The sequence below is a fragment of the Ruegeria conchae genome (genome assembly GCF_000192475.1).
GTDB lineage: Bacteria > Pseudomonadota > Alphaproteobacteria > Rhodobacterales > Rhodobacteraceae > Ruegeria > Ruegeria conchae.
Window position 1 is genome coordinate 73,112 of the sequence record NZ_AEYW01000022.1, and the last position, 16,179, is coordinate 89,290.

General features: G+C 56.8%; 15 protein-coding genes. 6 read left to right on the forward strand and 9 right to left on the reverse strand.

The window, feature by feature from the left end:
- Positions 1 to 68: 68 nt before the first annotated feature.
- The 3 genes from G7G_RS0118540 to hslO are packed head-to-tail and all read right to left on the reverse strand — an operon-like array spanning position 69 to position 2,795.
- A complete protein-coding gene (locus tag G7G_RS0118540; protein ID WP_010442954.1) occupies positions 69 to 1,223 on the reverse strand; it encodes a CCA tRNA nucleotidyltransferase in 1,155 nt (384 codons plus the stop codon).
- Positions 1,220 to 1,819: a CoA pyrophosphatase gene (locus G7G_RS0118545; RefSeq protein ID WP_010442955.1), complete on the reverse strand. Its 600-nt coding sequence runs from the start codon at positions 1,817 to 1,819 to the stop codon at positions 1,220 to 1,222. Before G7G_RS0118545 ends, G7G_RS0118540 begins: the two co-directional genes overlap by 4 nt.
- The gene (hslO, locus tag G7G_RS0118550; protein ID WP_010442956.1) at positions 1,809 to 2,795 is read right to left on the reverse strand and encodes an Hsp33 family molecular chaperone HslO; all 987 of its coding nucleotides are present in this window, start codon (positions 2,793 to 2,795) and stop codon (positions 1,809 to 1,811) included. The genes G7G_RS0118545 and hslO overlap by 11 nt, the downstream gene beginning before the upstream one ends.
- A gap of 76 nt (positions 2,796 to 2,871) precedes the next feature.
- On the opposite strand from hslO, the gene G7G_RS0118555 reads away from it, so the two are divergent.
- Positions 2,872 to 3,315 carry an NUDIX hydrolase gene (locus G7G_RS0118555; RefSeq protein ID WP_010442957.1) on the forward strand — a complete coding sequence of 148 codons (444 nt, stop codon included), beginning with the start codon at positions 2,872 to 2,874 and terminating at the stop codon, positions 3,313 to 3,315.
- Here G7G_RS0118555 and G7G_RS0118560 read toward each other — a convergent pair.
- Positions 3,312 to 4,586, reverse strand: coding sequence for a PP2C family protein-serine/threonine phosphatase (locus G7G_RS0118560; protein WP_010442958.1), 1,275 nt, complete (start codon positions 4,584 to 4,586; stop codon positions 3,312 to 3,314). The genes G7G_RS0118555 and G7G_RS0118560 overlap by 4 nt on opposite strands.
- Before the next feature lie 121 nt (positions 4,587 to 4,707).
- On the opposite strand from G7G_RS0118560, the gene G7G_RS0118565 reads away from it, so the two are divergent.
- The gene (locus tag G7G_RS0118565) at positions 4,708 to 5,058 is read left to right on the forward strand and encodes an Hpt domain-containing protein (protein WP_010442959.1); all 351 of its coding nucleotides are present in this window, start codon (positions 4,708 to 4,710) and stop codon (positions 5,056 to 5,058) included.
- Here G7G_RS0118565 and ilvA read toward each other — a convergent pair.
- A complete protein-coding gene (gene ilvA / locus G7G_RS0118570; protein WP_010442960.1) occupies positions 5,055 to 6,281 on the reverse strand; it encodes a threonine ammonia-lyase IlvA in 1,227 nt (408 codons plus the stop codon). The two genes, G7G_RS0118565 and ilvA, sit on opposite strands and share 4 nt — an antisense overlap.
- 57 nt (positions 6,282 to 6,338) lie before the next feature.
- Complete coding sequence (locus tag G7G_RS0118575; protein ID WP_010442961.1) at positions 6,339 to 7,106, reverse strand: hypothetical protein; 768 nt, start codon at positions 7,104 to 7,106, stop codon at positions 6,339 to 6,341.
- A gap of 139 nt (positions 7,107 to 7,245) precedes the next feature.
- Between G7G_RS0118575 and G7G_RS0118580 the strand changes: the two genes are divergently transcribed.
- The 3 genes from G7G_RS0118580 (at position 7,246) to msrA (ending at position 9,652) form a co-directional block, all read left to right on the forward strand.
- Positions 7,246 to 8,472, forward strand: a complete 1,227-nt coding sequence (locus G7G_RS0118580) for an argininosuccinate synthase (RefSeq protein WP_010442962.1) — start codon at positions 7,246 to 7,248, stop codon at positions 8,470 to 8,472.
- Between the two features lie 135 nt (positions 8,473 to 8,607).
- Positions 8,608 to 8,889 carry an SCP2 sterol-binding domain-containing protein gene (locus tag G7G_RS0118585; protein ID WP_037321989.1) on the forward strand — a complete coding sequence of 94 codons (282 nt, stop codon included), beginning with the start codon at positions 8,608 to 8,610 and terminating at the stop codon, positions 8,887 to 8,889.
- Positions 8,890 to 8,980: 91 nt separating this feature from the next.
- Positions 8,981 to 9,652 carry a peptide-methionine (S)-S-oxide reductase MsrA gene (msrA, locus tag G7G_RS0118590; protein WP_010442964.1) on the forward strand — a complete coding sequence of 224 codons (672 nt, stop codon included), beginning with the start codon at positions 8,981 to 8,983 and terminating at the stop codon, positions 9,650 to 9,652.
- Here msrA and G7G_RS0118595 read toward each other — a convergent pair.
- Both G7G_RS0118595 and G7G_RS0118600 read right to left on the reverse strand, forming a co-directional pair.
- Positions 9,649 to 10,521 carry a ribokinase gene (locus tag G7G_RS0118595; RefSeq protein ID WP_010442965.1) on the reverse strand — a complete coding sequence of 291 codons (873 nt, stop codon included), beginning with the start codon at positions 10,519 to 10,521 and terminating at the stop codon, positions 9,649 to 9,651. The two genes, msrA and G7G_RS0118595, sit on opposite strands and share 4 nt — an antisense overlap.
- Before the next feature lie 3 nt (positions 10,522 to 10,524).
- On the reverse strand, positions 10,525 to 12,780 hold the full coding sequence (locus G7G_RS0118600; RefSeq protein WP_010442966.1) for an NADP-dependent malic enzyme: 2,256 nt from the start codon (positions 12,778 to 12,780) through the stop codon (positions 10,525 to 10,527).
- Between the two features lie 161 nt (positions 12,781 to 12,941).
- Between G7G_RS0118600 and mutS the strand changes: the two genes are divergently transcribed.
- Complete coding sequence (gene mutS / locus G7G_RS0118605; RefSeq protein ID WP_050806479.1) at positions 12,942 to 15,557, forward strand: DNA mismatch repair protein MutS; 2,616 nt, start codon at positions 12,942 to 12,944, stop codon at positions 15,555 to 15,557.
- Between the two features lie 58 nt (positions 15,558 to 15,615).
- On the opposite strand, the gene G7G_RS0118610 is transcribed toward mutS, so the two are convergent.
- Positions 15,616 to 16,179 (reverse strand): nucleotide exchange factor GrpE, encoded by a 564-nt coding sequence (locus G7G_RS0118610; RefSeq protein ID WP_010442968.1) that lies wholly within the window; start codon positions 16,177 to 16,179, stop codon positions 15,616 to 15,618.

Below are 16,179 nucleotides of genomic sequence, written 5' to 3' on the forward strand. Positions count from 1 at the left end.
CCTCCATATGAGTCTGGCGCACCCTGCCAAATCAAATCGGATTTGTCATCCCCTTTTGAGACTTCAATTTATTCTGCCAGCAATTCTTCGCGGCTGAGCGTGAAATCCGATGCGATCCACCGCGCCTCAAGCTCGGCCAGTTTTGCGCCCAGCGCGGGACCCGAGAAGGCTGGGATCAAATCCGGCGCCTTGATCGGGAAACTGGCCGCCGCCCCATGTTGCAAGGCTTGGCTCAGGTCGTCTGACCATGGCTGTTCAAGAAATGCGTGGCGCAAAAGCGTCTCGTGTAAACCGCCTTCCGAGCCATAGCGGTAACCCAGTTCCGTGACGCTGGTCGTCGCCATCGCTTCGTCGCGCATCCGAGTCAGTCTTTGCAGTTGCGCACGGCTGAGGCGCAGGGTTTTTGCGACTTCGGGTGGTGCAATTGCAGCCAAACGGCGAATCGCTTCGGGCGTGGCGTGGGCGTCTTGTTCCAACTTGATGAGGATCGCCAAAGCCCGGTCGTCCGCGCCGGGTAAAAGCTGCGCCAGAACACCTGTGCTGCGCATGGCGGCAACCGACGGAGCGGGGTCAGGCGCAGCGAGAAGTTTCAGCATCTCGGCCCCAACCCTTTCGCGGGAAAGTGTCTCTAACCCGTCCAAATTCGCAGCAATCGCATCCAGCGCATCGGGGTCGAAGCCCTGGTCTGCATCACCATACCAAGCGTGAAAGCGGAAGTATCTGAGCGATCGCAGGTAGTCTTCGCGGATGCGATCACTGGCCTCCCCGATGAACCGCACGCGACGCGCCTGTAGATCCGGCAAACCGTTCAGCGGATCAAGGATCGTGCCGTCAGGTTTGGCGTAAAGCGCGTTCATAGTGAAATCACGACGCGCAGCGTCTTCTTCGACCCTGTCTGAAAAGGCCACAACCGCACGTCGACCATCCGTTTCGACATCACGGCGGAACGTTGTGACCTCATGAGGAATACCCTTGCTGACGACGGTTACCGTGCCATGTTCGATCCCAGTCGGGATTGGTTTCAGCCCAGCCTTCTGCGCCAGTTCCATAACCCGCTCGGGCTTTGCATCCGTGGCAATATCGATGTCTGAAACCGGTGCGTGCAGCAGAGCATTGCGCACACAACCACCGACGAATAGCGCCTGCGCCCCACCGTTAGTCAGTGCGGCGCACACATCCTGTGTGGCTTGTTCGGTTAACCAATCTTCTGTGATCCGCTTCATTCACTCATCCGCGCTGCCAGTCCCCGCAGCATCCGCGCCGTTGCTCCCCAGATGTAGTAGGGGCCATAGGGCACAGCATAGTAATACCGTCTTTGGCCGCGCCAACGGCGCGACTCGACGACATAATTCTCTGGGTTCAAGACATGCGCAAGCGGAACTGAGAAGACCTCATCCACTTCGCCCGGTTCGGCGATGGTTTCGAAGCTGGCTTCAAGGATCGCAACAACAGGCGTGACCGAAAAGGAGGTTACGGTTTCATGGGTTGGCAGATGGCCCAGTATGCGCGGCAATTCGGGTGGCAGACCGATTTCTTCTCGGGCTTCGCGTAAGGCGGTGGCCGTGACATCCGCGTCACCTTCATCCTGTTTTCCACCCGGAAAGGCAATCTGGCCCGGGTGGTGCTTCAACGCCGAAGAGCGCTTGGTCAGGATCAACTGCGGCACATCGCCGACTATGGAAATAGGCACTAACACACCCGCAGGGCGCAATTTGCGCCCCGCAGGCAGCACCGTCTCCGGGTTCAGATCAAAGTCACTGGACCCATCGCCATTACGACCCAGAGCCGCTGTCAGTTCCGAGATCAGATCACGCGCCATCCGGACCTTCGGCCTCGAACCCGACGGTCGTTGGATCCAGCACGTAGTGCGCACCGCAGAATTGACAATCTGCTGTGACGGTGCCTTCGTCCGTGGTCATTGTCGCAATATCCTGCGCCGAATAGATCGACAGGCTTTGGCGCACGCGATCTTCGGAACAGGTGCAGCCGAATTTTACCTGCTGCGCATCATAGACGCGAGGCTGTTCCTCGTGAAACAGGCGCACCAGAAGGTCGGTTGGCGCAACGGACGGCCCGATCATCTCCAGATCATCTACGGTGTCGAGCAGGATGTTAACGCGATCCCAGTTCTCGCCCTCTTCACCATCCACCAGATCCGAGGCGGTCAGAATCTCTCCGCTGCCTTCCCCGGATGCGGCAAAGGGCGAAGCCTTGGGCATGTGCTGCAACATAATCCCGCCTGCGCGCCAGTGTTCCCCGACACCGGGTTCGGTCGATTTGCCGAAGCTCAGTGAAAACCTGGTTGGCAGCTGTTCAGACTGTGCAAAGTAAGCCTCGGCACAGGCGCTCAGCGATCCGCCGGCCAATGGCGTGATGCCTTGGTAGGGCTGCGTGCCCTCGCCCTGATCGATCATGATGGCGAAATAGCCCTCGCCCACCTGATCGAAGGGGGCAGCATCGGTCAGCCGGTCACGATCAAAGCTGGCGTAGGCACGGATCTGCGCGGGCTCACCTTCGACCTGCGGCGCGTAGTAATCGGTTGCGATCATCCGTACGGCGCCCTTGGACTGCACCTGCAAAGACAGCTTCCAGCGCAGCGATACTGTCTGCCCGATCAATGCGGTCAGCAGGGCCATCTCGGCCACCAGCGCCTCGACCACCTCAGGGTAGTCGTGCTGTTTCAGGATGCCGTCCAACACACCGTCCAGCCGCGCCACGCGGCCACGCATGTCCGATACATCGAGTTGAAAGGGCAGGACCGTGTCGTCCCACGCGATTTTGGTTCCAATAGACATGGGGTTTCCTTAAGCGCCACAGGTTGGCATACCGCCACCATATAGGTTGAACAGTTTTGGTTGAAAGGGGCCTTACATGATCAGACGGTTCGGTGAAAGCCCCGAGGCAGATCGTAAATACACCCGGCGAGTCGGCGTTTATGCTTTGCTACCTCAGGGCAACCGTTTGTTGCTGACCTGTCAGCTGGAACCTGGCCCCGATCTTCAGCTGCCGGGCGGCGGCATCGATCCCGGGGAATCACCCATTACGGCGCTTCACCGTGAGGTTTACGAAGAAACCGGTTGGCTGATCGCCGCACCCCGGCGTATGGGTGCGTTTCGGCGATACACCTACATGCCGGAATACGACCTGTGGGCCGAGAAAGTCTGCCTAATCTACCGCGCCCACCCCGTCCGTCGCCTAGGCCCTCCGACCGAAGACATTCATGAGGCCATTTGGATGGAGACCGCAGATGCCGTTCATCTGTTAGGCAATGAGGGCGACGCCCATTTCGCCCAGCGCCACCTGCATGGGCTCTAAGGTCCGTTATATTCGAAAAACACGGCAGAGACGTCATCGGTCATGCCGCTGTCTGGCGACATCACCTGACTGAGTCGCCAGAACATATCCTCAAGGAATTCCGGCCCTCCGTTATCTTCAGCGCACTCGACAGCCATTGACCTAAGCCCGTCTTCGTCCAGCAAACTGCCATCGGCGAGCTGACATTCTGTAAACCCGTCCGAGTGCAACAGCAGCTTGTCGCCCGGCTGCATATAGGTTTCGGTTTGCTGAAACTGTGCTTCCGGCAGCAGACCAATTGGAAACCCACCTTCGCCCAAAAACTCGGTTTTGCCATCATGGCGCATCAGCAGCGGATGCGGGTGACCTGCCTGCACCATTTTTAGATGTCCGTTGCGAAGATCAACGATGGCATAAACCATCGTAAAATACTCTTCGATCCCGGTGTCGGCGATCAGACGGGAGTTGAGCAGAGACGCGACCTCTTCGGGCGGTAGCAAGGCGTAGAATTTGCTGAACCGGCGTTCCATCGCGATGTTCTGGTCGAAATGCGTACTGGACAGATACCCGCCCAGACGAGCCGTCATCATCGCGGACGTGATGCCATGGCCTGAGACATCGATACTATAGAACCCCAGCCGATTAACACCGGGTGAGAACATTCCAACAAGATCGCCGCCGATATGCCCACAGGGTTTCAAAAGCAGGCTGACCTGAGATTTACCGAAGGTTCCCTTCAACTCTGGCACCAGCGATTCCTGAATCTTTCGCGCCTGTATCAGGTCTTTATCGATCGCGTCATGGGCGAGCTTCAGCTCGTTCAGCGCGGTTTCGATCAGCTGGTTTTTGCGCGACAGCTCGCGCTGCATGTCCAGAATACGCGCACCAGCCGAGATGCGCGCACGCAGTTCATCCGCCTCAAGAGGTTTGATCAGGAAATCGTCTGCGCCTGCGTCTAGCCCTTTTGCGACCTCCTGCTTTTCGCTTTTTGAGGTCAGAAGGATGAAATAGCTATATTGATCACTATCCAGCTCTCGGAAGGCGCGACAGAACTCCAGCCCGCCCATGCCGGGCATAACCCAATCGCTAAGCACCAGATCGGGCGTATCGGTTGCGCAATACTCAATCGCAGCCTCGCCGCTATCGGCCTCAAGAACTTCGAACCCCCACTTCTTCAGCGAGGCCAGCAGAATGCGCCGCTGCAGACGGCTGTCGTCTACAACAAGAACCTTACGGATCGCGCCAAAATCCAGCTCGACCCGGGTCTCAACATGACTGGCATCCGGCACCATGAAGTCCCTGTACTTGCTCAACTCTCCAGTTGACAAAACGCTAAGGGCGTCAACTTAACATCCGATGAAAGATCGAGCAGCCAAAGTTTAACTCCAGATTTACCCGCAGCAGGATACCAATATGCAACCGCAAGAGGGTGGCATGATTCAGTGGTCCAGAGTCAGACAGTTACGTGATGAAGTCGGCGCAGAAGAGTTCGATGTGGTTGTTGATATCTTTCTGGACGAGGTTCAGGAGGTCATCAAGAAGCTGCGCGATGATACGGCCCGGATCGAGATCGAGCAGAACCTGCATTTCCTGAAAGGCAGCGCATTAAGTCTTGGGTTCGACAGCTTCTCGAAGCTATGTCAGGACGGCGAGCGACGGGCCGCTGCCGGCGACGGCGCTGCAGTCGATCTGGGTGAAATCTGTACGGCTTTTGACGCTTCGAAAGCCTTGTTTCAGGAGGGTCTCGCCGAAAACCTGCTCTAAATTACAAACTGCGCCAGGGTCTCGTCCTCGGTGATATCTGTATACGTGAACCCTGCGTCATCCAGATGCGCGAACAGACGCATAAAATTCTCGGGTTTGCGGGTCTCTATGCCGATCAGCACGGAACCAAAGTTGCGTGCCGATTTTTTCATGTATTCAAATCGTGCAATATCGTCCTCTGGGCCAAGGATGCCCAAGAACTCTTTCAACGCACCTGGGCGCTGCGGTAGTCGTAGGATGAAGTATTTCTTCACGCCTGAATAGCGCTGCGCGCGCTCTTTCACTTCAGGCAGGCGCTCGAAATCAAAATTGCCTCCAGAGGTTACACACACCACGGTCTTGCCGCGGATAAAGCTCTGGACATCGGCAACCGCCTCAATCGCCAAGGCGCCAGCTGGCTCCAAAACGATGCCTTCGACATTCAGCATCTCGATCATGGTGGTACAAATCCGATCCTCGGACAGGACCAGAACATCTGACAGATGATGATCCTTCAGCAGCTCAAAGGGTTTCGCACCAATTTTTCCGACTGCCGCGCCGTCTACAAAATTGTCCACGTGCTCCAACGCCACCGGATGTCCCGCTGCCATTGCCGCATGCAAGCACGCGCCGCCTTTTGGCTCCACAAATAAACAATGCGTCCGGCCCCCAAACCACGTGGCGACCCCCGAAGACATTCCGCCACCACCAACAGGCAGGATCACGTGATCAGGCACGCCGCCCAATTGCGCTTCGATCTCAACCGCCAGAGAGGCCTGTCCCTCGATCACATCAGCATCGTCGAACGGAGACAAGAAATGCCCACCCTGCTCTGCACACCAGGATTGAGCGGCGGACAGAGTATCGTCGAAATAGTCACCGGTCAGATGTATCTCGATATTGTCACCACCAAAGATACGGGTTTTCTGTATCTTCTGCTGCGGCGTTGTCACCGGCATGAAAATCACACCCTTCACGCCCAGATGCTTGCACATATAGGCCACGCCCTGCGCGTGATTGCCTGCGCTGGCACAAACGAATAGCTCCTGCCCCTGCTGCTTGCGCATCGCATTGAATGCGCCGCGGATCTTGTAGGACCGCACCGGGCTGAGGTCTTCGCGCTTGAGCCAGATATCCGCGCCATAACGTTCGGACAGATGGGCATTCCGCTGTAGAGGCGTTGCTGGAAAAACAGAGCGCATCGCCTGTTCGGCAGCGCGGGCACGGGGCATGAAATCAGTCATGTCGATTTCCCTGCCCGATCACCGCTGAAAGGGCAAGGAATACATATGTGTACGGGCTCAGGACAACTCGCGTTTCTCGATGAACACACCATAGATCGTCGTCAGGATGCTAACATTGATCAATGGGACGATCAGCATGCTCGCAAACAAGACAATGAAGATACCGATGATCGGGACGAACAGCAGCAGTGATGCCAGCAGCTGAAGCAACAATTGGAAGAGGATAGACAAGACGACCAGAAGTGCGATTGCTCCGCTTGCGCCAGAGGTCGCCTGCCAAGCTTCAGACAGCTTTAGCGGTTTTCCGATCGCTGCGGCGGGCAAAATCGCGGAGGCCCGATAGAAGCCGATGGTGAGAAAGATGATCAAACCCAGCCAAACCAGAATTCCTAGCACTGCAGAGGCTTGCGCCATCATGCTCATGATCAACGTCCCCGGTATCATGATTATTAGAGCGATTAGGCCGAGCATCAGGAGACGTCCGAAATAGGCGAGCACACGGTCGAACCTGAAAGACGGAACCAAACCGCTTGGATATTCCTCAAGAAGAACAAAGCGGTGCCACGACACGACAATCCACAGCATGACCCCAAATATAACGATCATAAAGCAGAGCAGAAATCCGGTGAAGGATGCCGCCGTTACACCGTCAGGAAAGCCAGTGGTTTCACTGTTAAATTCTTCAAAAGGGATGCCGAACAGAAAGAACAAGCCGATTGCTAGGAAGCCGCCAATCAACGCTGGTACAACAGAAATCTGCAATGCCTGTGTCAGATTCCTAAGAACCATTCTCACCGAATGCACGAATATCTCTAATCCCAGCATAAAAACCGCCCTCTCAACTATTCCTTGTTCTCTAACGGACCGTTTCACCTCAATTCCCGCCCTGCGTCAATCCACACAGCTTGCCCCCGCGTCCAAAACCCGCTAGGGGCCAGTCGTTCTACGCATAAAGGGAAGTCAGATGTCCGCGCCCAAGAAAGTTGTTCTGGCCTATTCCGGTGGCCTTGATACCTCAATCATTCTGAAATGGCTGCAGACCGAGTATGGCTGTGAGGTCGTGACCTTCACCGCCGACCTGGGTCAGGGTGAAGAGCTTGAGCCTGCCCGCAAAAAGGCAGAGTTGCTTGGGATCAAGCCCGAGAACATCTATATCGAGGACATCCGCGAAGAATTCGTCCGCGATTTCGTCTTCCCCATGTTCCGCGCCAACGCGGTTTATGAAGGTCTATACCTGCTCGGTACGTCCATCGCGCGACCTCTGATCTCGAAACGTCTGGTTGAGATTGCTGAGGCGACCGGTGCTGATGCCGTCGCCCATGGCGCGACCGGCAAGGGCAACGATCAGGTGCGGTTCGAACTGGCGGCTTACGCGCTGAACCCCGACATCAAGGTGATTGCCCCCTGGCGCGAGTGGGACCTGACCAGCCGCACCCGTCTGCTGGAATTTGCTGAGGCGAACCAGATCCCGATTGCCAAAGACAAGCGCGGCGAAGCGCCGTTTTCGGTCGACGCCAACCTGCTGCACACCTCGTCCGAAGGCAAGGTTCTGGAAGACCCCGCCGATATGGCCCCCGATTACGTCTACCAGCGCACCGTCCACCCCGAGGACGCGCCTAATGAGCCCGAGTTTATCGAGATCGGCTTTGAAAATGGTGACGCGGTCAGTATCAATGGTGAGGCGATGAGCCCCGCAACCATCCTGACCAAGCTGAACGAATATGGCGGCAAGCACGGTATTGGCCGTCTCGATCTGGTCGAAGGACGCTTCGTTGGCATGAAATCGCGCGGCATCTACGAAACTCCCGGTGGCACCATACTGTTGGAAGCGCACCGTGGCATCGAATCCATCACCATGGATCGCGGTGCGATGCATCTGAAAGACCAGTTGATGCCGCAATATGCTGAGCTGATCTATAACGGTTTTTGGTACAGCCCCGAGCGTGAGATGCTGCAGGCGGCCATCGACAAATCACAAGAGCACGTTACTGGCACCGTCCGCGTGAAACTGTACAAAGGTTTGGCCTCGACCGTGGGCCGCTGGTCGGATCATTCGCTCTATTCCGAAGCACACGTGACCTTTGAGGAAGACGCCGGCGCATACGATCAGAAAGACGCAGCAGGTTTCATCCAGCTGAACGCACTGCGCCTGAAACTCTTGGCGGCGCGTGACAAACGACTGAACAAGTAGGCAATCAGAATTCGAAAAACGGCCCCGGTGTCCGATAAGGCGCCGGGGTTTTTCTTTGCACGGTTCCCGTCAGGTCAGGCTTGCCCGGATCAGGCGTTTGTCTTTACGCATACGTCAACCAAAGAAGGACGGATCATGCTGCAAGACATCGCCGACGGAATTCAGAAAGGTCTGAATGGCAAGGGCTTTGACGGATCACTGAAATTCGATTGCGGTGAGGATGGCGTGATTGTCCTGGCCGACAACACTGCCTCAACCAAAGATCGCGAGACCGATTGCACCATCCGTATCTCGCGCGATAACCTGACCAAACTGCTGACCGGCAAGCTGAACCCGATGACCGGGGTTGCTTTGGGCAAGCTGAAGATCTCAGGCAATATGGGTGTGGCGATGAAGCTGGGGCAGTTGCTGGGCTGATAAACTCATCTCACCAGCGCGTGACAAATCATGTCAGCACATTGCACAAGCGCAATCCGGCGGGCAGCTTGGTTTCGGAAGGAGACCTGCCATGACCCGGACCACTTACCTTGATTGCCTGAAACCTTCGCTTCTGTTTGTGCTGATCCTGTTGGTCGCAATGCTGCGCGCCTTGCCAGCCCCGGCGGCGGGGACAGAAACGCTGACCGTAGCCGGGGGCTGTTTTTGGTGTGTCGAATCCGATTTCGAATCCGTGCCCGGGGTAATAGGTGCAGTTTCGGGTTATACGGGCGGTACGACCGAGAACCCAACTTATGATCAGGTCTCAAAAGGCGGAAGCGGGCATTACGAGGCGGTGCAGATCACCTTCGATCCCGCCCGCGTTTCCCGTGAAACCTTGCTGAACATGTTCTTCCGTTCGGTCGATCCAACGGACGCGGGAGGTCAGTTCTGCGATCGTGGTGAGAGTTATCGGACCGCCATTTTCGTCTCTAACACAGGGGAAAAGGCGTTGGCGCAGCAGGCCAAGAGCAGCGCGCAAAACGCGTTGGGTCAAACGGTGGTCACACCGATCCTGCAGGCCGGCACGTTTTATCCGGCGGAAGCCTATCATCAGGATTATTACAAGGGCGACAAGCTGGTCCTGACCCGGTTTGGTCCCAAGCGCCAAAAGAACGCGTACAAAGCATACCGCAAAGCCTGCGGTCGCGATGCGCGCGTCAAGCAATTGTGGGGAAGCGAAGCACCCTTTGCCGGTTCCTAATCCAGCTGCGCTTCGCGTACCTCTTTTAGATCAGGAATAACATCAGCTGTCCCGTGCCGCGTGACCATCAGGGCCGCGGCACGGTTTGCTTGTGCAATTGCCTGCTCCATTGGCATGCCCCGATCCATGCCCGCCAGCACATAGCCGGTAAAAGTGTCACCAGCACCCGTGGTATCCACGGCGTTGACCTTATGCGCCCGAAACGCCTGTGGTTTATGACCCCGCTGATAATACCGCGCACCTTTTGAGCCAAAGGTGACGATAACATGCTCGACCTGCAGGTCTGACGGGGCCAGGCCCGTTGCATCCTGCAACTGCTCGGCCTCAACCTCGTTCAGGATCAGAAAATCCAGATAGGGCAGAACCGCCTGTACCGCTTCGGCTTGAAATGGAGCGGCCGCATAGCACACGGTCAGCCCCATTTCGCAACCCAGTTTGGCGGCCTCAATTTGAGCATTGGTTTCGTTCTGCATCACCAGCAGGTCACCCGAAACAGCCGAGGACAACGCCTGTCCAAGTTGGTCGTTAGAAATGACGTGGTTTGCACCCTGAAACAGCACAATCAGGTTTTCGCCCTGCGCATCCACCGCAATGATGGCGTGACCCGTAGGTACATCCACCTCAGCAATATGCCGGGTGTCCACGCCATATTCGGTCAGCCTGTCTCGCGCCCAAAGGCCATCTGACCCGACCGCGCCGATATGCGAAACCCGTGACCCCGCGCGGGCCGCAGCCACCGACATGTTGGCCCCTTTACCGCCCAGAAACCTTTGCAACCCGCTGGCCGCCAGTGTCTCACCCGCTGAGGGCAAATGCGGCAGGGCGTAGACCATATCCGCGTTGATTGAGCCGAGGTTCCATACCGTCATGATTTACCCAATATCGCAGGAGGCCAGAATGGCCATGTTCAGAATGTCATTCGCGGTCGAAACCGTCGAACAGATCTGGATCGGCTTGTCGACTCCGGACAGGATTGGGCCGATCACGGTGGCTCCACCCATTTCCTGCATCAGCTTGGTCGAGATTGAAGCCGAGTGTCGTGCGGGAACAATCAGGATATTGGCTGGTCCGGTCAGGCGCTGGAACGGATAAGCTTCCTGCTGATCCACATTCAGGGCTACATCAACCGTCATCTCCCCTTCGTACTCGAAATCGACGCCGCGCTCGTCCAGCACTACCGGAGCACGGTGCATCTTCTCAGCACGTTCAGACACCGGGTAACCGAAGGTCGAGAAACTGACAAAGGCCACCCGAGGTTCCAGCCCCATATGACGCGCGACCGCAACCGCACGTTCAGCGATATTGGCCAGATCGTTCTCATCCGGCCATTCATGCACCAGCGTATCGCCAATCAGAACGATCCGCCCCTTGTGCAACAAGGCGGTAACCCCCGCCGCGCCATGGGCGGCATCGGCGTCAAACACATGGTTGATGCGGTCCAGAACATGCGCCGACTTGCGCGTTGCACCGGTCACCAGACCATCCGCATGACCATGCGCCAGCATCAGAGACGAAAAGACGTGTCGGTCCCGCGCAGCGAGGCGGTGAATGTCCTTGTGGTCAAACCCTTTGCGCTGCAGCCGCTGATAGAGAAAATCCTTATAGGTCTCCAGATGCGCGGTATTGGCGGCATTCACCACTTCAATCTCGCGCACAGCATCTCCCAGACCTGCGGCTTCAAGCTTTTCTTTAACATCGTCAGGCCGGCCCACAACCAGAGCCTTACCAAAGCCCGAGCGTTGGTACATGACGGCTGCACGCAATACGCGCGGATCGTCACCCTCGGCAAAGATCATCCGGCTTTGCGCCTGACGCGCCCGCGCGTTCAAGCCGCGCAAGATGCTGGCGGTCGGGTCCATGCGGGATTTCAGGCTCAGCTCATAAGCGTCCATGTCAATGATCGGACGTCGCGCCGCGCCGGTATCCATACCAGCCTTGGCCACTGCAGGCGGGATACGGTGAATTAGTCGCGGATCAAAAGGCGTCGGAATGATGTAGTCGCGGCCAAATGTCAGCGACTTGCCATAGGCCATTGCGACCTCATCCGGAACATCTTCACGCGCCAACCGTGCCAGAGCATGGGCGCAGGCGATTTTCATTTCGTCATTGATCGCACGTGCATGAATGTCCAGCGCACCGCGGAATAGGTACGGGAATCCCAAAACGTTATTAACCTGGTTCGGATAGTCGCTTCGACCTGTGGCAACGATGGCATCCACGCGGACCTCATGCGCCTCTTCCGGAGTGATCTCAGGATCCGGGTTCGCCATCGCAAAGATGACCGGGTTGTCCGCCATGCTGGCAACCATATCCTGCGTCACTGCCCCTTTGACAGACACACCCAGGAACACATCCGCACCGTTCATCGCGTCTTCCAATGTCCGCAGGTCGGTGGAAATGGCATGAGCCGACTTCCACTGGTTCATACCCTCGGTCCGGCCCTGATAGATCACGCCTTTGGTGTCACAGACGATGCAGTTCTCATGCCGCGCGCCCATGGCCTTGAGCAGTTCGATACAGGCGATACCCGCAGCACCTGCCCCGTTTAGAACGATTTTCACGTCCTCAATCTTCTTGCCCGAGATTTGCAGCGCGTTCAGCAAGCCCGCCGCGCAGATCACGGCTGTGCCGTGCTGGTCATCGTGGAAGACCGGGATATCCATTTCTTCCTTCAGGCGCTGTTCGATGATGAAACATTCGGGCGCCTTAATGTCTTCCAGATTGATGCCGCCAAAGGTGGGCCCCATCAGCCGCACGGCGCGGCAGAATTCATCCGGGTCTTCGGTATCCAGTTCGATATCGATCGAGTTCACATCGGCGAAACGTTTGAACAGGACTGATTTGCCTTCCATCACCGGTTTCGACCCCAGCGCGCCAAGGTTTCCAAGGCCCAGAACGGCGGTCCCGTTTGAGATCACAGCAACCAGATTACCCTTGTTGGTGTAGTCATAGGCAGTTTCTGGGTTTTCCGCGATGGCTTCACATGGAACCGCAACGCCAGGGCTGTAAGCCAGCGACAGATCGCGCTGAGTGGTCATGGGAACGGTGGCCTGCACCTCCCATTTGCCGGGGGTTGGGTCGAGGTGAAAGGCCAACGCCTCTTCTTTGGTGATCTTCGCTTTGGGCATCTTACAGGTCGTTTCCATGACTTAAGGGCTGATGCGTCATACCGCAGGCCGGGCCGCGCCTCAACGAGAATGAGTTTTCGTCTTTTACAGAAGATGCGGGGTTTGTAAGGTCGCGTCCGGAACACGCCATAAGGGGGCCGCCTTTGTCCACAGTCACGCCGATGATGGCACAATATCTTGAGATCAAAGAGGCTCATCCAGACGCCCTGTTATTTTATCGCATGGGCGACTTCTATGAGATGTTCTTTGAAGATGCCGTCAACGCGGCCGAAGCGCTGGACATCGCCTTAACCAAGCGTGGAAAGCATAACGGGATCGACATTCCGATGTGCGGCGTGCCCGTGCATTCTGCCGAAGGGTATCTGCTGACCTTGATCCGCAAGGGCTTTCGTGTTGCGGTCTGTGAGCAGTTGGAAAGCCCGGCGGAGGCGAAGAAAAGAGGCTCTAAATCAGTTGTTAAGCGCGATGTTGTGCGCTTGGTGACTCCGGGAACATTGACCGAAGACGCCTTATTGGAGGCGCGGCGTCATAACTTTCTGGCCGCCTACTCCCAGGTACGGGATGAGGCTGCACTGGCGTGGACAGATATTTCCACGGGTGCGTTTCATGTAATGCCATTGGCGACCGTACGCCTCAGCCCCGAACTGGCGCGGTTAGCCCCGTCCGAGCTTATCGTGGCCGACGGGACGGAACAGATGTTGCAAGAACCGGTGCGCGATCTGGGCATTTCGTTAACCCCGGTGGGACGTGCCAGCTTTGACAGCACTGCTGCTGAAAAGCGCATCTGCGGCTTGTTTCACGTCGGCGCGCTGGATGCATTCGGCAATTTTGGACGCGCCGAGATTTCGGCCATGGGCGCGCTGATTGACTATTTGGAGATCACACAGAAAGGAAAACTACCCCTTCTGCAAACTCCATTGAAAGAGTCCGAGGACCGGGTAGTGCAAATAGATGCGGCCACACGTCGTAATCTTGAACTGACCCGATCCTTGTCCGGTGGTCGCGCGGGCTCTTTGCTTTCGGTGGTTGATCGTACTGTGACACCTGGTGGCGCGCGATTGCTGGAACAGCGCCTATCCAGTCCTTCGCGCAATCTGGACGTCATTCATGCCCGACTGGACGCCGTGAGTTTCGCTGCCGAAGACAGTCTAATTGCTTCGGATCTACGCGAAGCCCTACGTAAAACACCAGATCTGGACCGCGCCCTATCTCGTCTGTCACTTGAACGCGGTGGTCCCCGTGACCTGACTGCCATTCGTAACGGGCTGACTCAGGCTGTTGCGATTGCCGGAATTTGCGAGGGCCAGGATCTGCCGATCCTGCTGGCAACTGCTCTGCAGAACCTCGTAGGATTCGATGATCTACTGAACCTACTCGATGAGGCATTGATTGCTGAACCACCCCTACTGGCGCGCGACGGTGGATTTATCGCTCCGGGTTTTGACGCCGAGCTGGACGAGGCCCGCACGCTGCGCGACGAAGGCCGTTCTGTTATTGCAGGGTTTCAGCAAAAATATGCGGAACACACTGGCATCACCTCGTTGAAGATCAAGCACAACAACGTGCTTGGCTATTTCATTGAAACCACGGCCACCCATGCCGAGAAGATGCTGAGCCTGCCATTCTCTGAGACTTATATCCACCGCCAGACCACCGCCAATCAGGTGCGATTCACAACTGTGGAACTGTCCGAGATCGAAACCCGCATCCTGAACGCAGGAAATCTGGCGTTGGAGATTGAAAAGCGGCTCTATCAAAGGCTTTCTGACGAAATTCTGGACCGTGCCGCCCGACTGAACCAGGCGGCTCGAGGTCTGGCAGAACTGGATCTGACTACTTCTTTGTCTGATCTAGCGCGTGGGGAAAGCTGGTGTCGTCCGCAGGTCGACAGCTCGCGCAGCTTTGAGGTGGAAGGTGGACGTCATCCGGTTGTTGAATACGCGTTGCGCCAGCAAGGCGGCGATGCATTCATTGCGAATGATTGCGATCTCAGCGCTGTAGATGGTGCCGCCATCTGGTTGCTGACCGGGCCGAACATGGCCGGTAAGTCGACCTTCTTGAGGCAGAACGCGCTGATTGCCTTGCTTGCTCAGATGGGCAGTTATGTCCCTGCTGAGCAAGCGCATATCGGAGTGGTCAGCCAGCTCTTCAGCCGCGTCGGGGCCTCAGATGATCTTGCGCGCGGTCGATCAACTTTTATGGTCGAAATGGTTGAAACCGCAGCCATCCTCAGCCAGGCCGACGACCGCGCGCTGGTCATTCTTGATGAAATCGGCCGTGGCACTGCCACCTATGACGGGCTTTCGATCGCCTGGGCCACGCTGGAACACCTGCACGCCGCCAATCAATGCCGCGCTCTGTTTGCAACGCATTACCATGAATTGACGGCTCTGGCAGGAAGTCTGGAGGGCGTAGACAACGCCACAGTAGCCGTCAAGGAATGGGAGGGAGAGGTGATCTTCCTGCACGAGGTCCATAAAGGTGCCGCCGACCGATCCTATGGTGTTCAGGTTGCTCAACTTGCTGGCCTGCCCGCCTCAGTTGTCGAACGCGCGCGTGTTGTTCTGGACCAGTTGGAAAAAACTGAGCGCGAAGGAGGCAAGCAAAAAACCTTGATCGACGATCTGCCCTTGTTTTCAGCCGCTCCGCCGCCGCCACCTCCCGCCCCCAAGGCAACACCGGTCACGGATATGCTGGATGAGATTCTGCCGGATGAATTAACCCCGCGCGAAGCCCTTGACCTGATCTACAAACTAAAAGAGGCGGCCAAATCCTGACCGCCCCTTCATCTTCTCAAAAATACTCTCGCCGAAGGCTTGGCTTCTTTGAAGCCAATCAGCCCGCAGGCATCGACGAAACACCTACCTGCGCCGGGCGCAACAGGCGGTCGTGTAGCATGAAACCTTCTGCCGAAACCTGAATGATGTCGCCTGCTTTGGTGCCAGGAACCGGTGCCTCAAACATCGCTTCATGAACGTTCGGATCAAATCGATCGCCCACCTCAGGTGTAATTACTTCGATCCCGTGCTTCTGGAATACGTCCTTCAGCGCGCGCATGGTGAGTTCGACACCTTCCAACAAGCCGGCAGCAAGCTCTTTTTGCTCATCGGTCGCGGCTTCGAGCGCTCTTTTCATGTTGTCATAGACCGGCAACATGTCACGCGCCAGCTTGGATCCACCGTACTGCTCGGCATCCCGACGTGCCTTATCGCCACGCTTACGGGCGTTTTCAGCGTCGGCAAGCGCTCGCATGAATTTGTCTTTGTAGTCGTCGCGCTCTGCGCGCAATTCGTCCAACTCCAGAGCTTCATCGCTGATCTCAGCAAATTCCTCGGCCAGCTCTTCTGCTTCTGCGGACATGATGTCGTCCAGAAAATCTTCGTTCTTGGGCTCTGCCAT